At 71.8% G+C, this 1,095-nt stretch carries 1 protein-coding gene; it reads left to right on the plus strand.

Going from position 1 to position 1,095, the window contains the following annotated elements; genetic code table 11:
* On the plus strand, positions 1 to 1,023 hold a 1,023-nt coding region (locus G6020_RS12870; protein WP_182610889.1), incomplete at its 5' end, for a Dyp-type peroxidase.
* Positions 1,024 to 1,095 lie beyond the last annotated feature (72 nt).

Consider the following 1,095-nt stretch of genomic DNA (forward strand, 5'->3'; position numbering starts at 1 on the left):
ATCGGGTTCGACCTCGCGACGGGAGCCACCCGCGCCGAGGTCCAGGGTGTCCTGCGGGCCTGGTCCCAGGACGCCGCCAGGCTCACCTCGGGCCGCGGCGGCCTGGCCGACCTCGAGCCCGAACTGGCCCGGGACCCGGCGCGGCTCACGGTGACCATCGGGCTCGGTCCCGGACTGTTCGACGCGGTGCGCATGCCAGAGAAGCGGCCGTCGTGGCTTCGGCAGTTGCCGGCGTTCCCGCAGATCGATCAGCTCGAGGACCGGTGGTCGGAAGGGGATCTGCTGCTGCAGATCTGTGCCGACGACCCGCTGATCGTCTCGCACGCCGCCCGGATCCTCGCGTCCGGCGTGCGAGGCGTGGCCGAGCAACGGTGGGCGCAACGGGGGTTCCGCAAAGCCGTCGGCACCGACCCGACCGGCCGCACGCAGCGGAACCTGTTCGGCCAGATCGACGGGACCGTGAACCCCGGGCCCGACGACGTGGACGTCGACCAGGTCCTGTTCTCGGACGGCAGCTCTTCAGACGGGCAGGTCCAGCGGTGGATGCGGGGCGGGTCCTCGCTGGTGCTGCGCCGCATCCGCATGACCATGGACACCTGGGAGGAGATCGACCGCACCTCCCGCGAGCTGAGCATGGGCCGGCGGATCGACACCGGTGCACCGCTGACCGGGGTCCACGAGCACGATCCGGCCGACTTCGAGGCCGTCGACGAGGTCGGTCTGCCGGTGATCCCGCCGGAGTCGCACATGGCCCGGGCCCGGCAGCGCGATCGCGGTGAGGCCATGCTCCGGCGGCCGTACAACTACGACGACCCGCCGGAGGGGGGCGAGATCAGCAACAGCGGCCTGATCTTCACCGCCTACCAGGCCGATCCGGTGCGCACCTACATTCCCGTCCAGCAGCGGCTCGCCGAGCAGGACGCGCTCAACACGTGGACCGTCCCGATCGGGTCGGCGGTGTTCGCGCTCCCGCCCGGCGCGCCGGAGGGCGGGTACGTCGGACAGGGGTTGTTCGAGGGATGAGCTGACACACAGCCGCCCCCGGCGATGAACACGGGCGTGAGCTTCGGTTCACGCCGGCGTGCATCGCCGGGG

The organism is Dietzia sp. B19 (genome assembly GCF_014145155.1).
Lineage (GTDB): Bacteria > Actinomycetota > Actinomycetes > Mycobacteriales > Mycobacteriaceae > Dietzia > Dietzia natronolimnaea.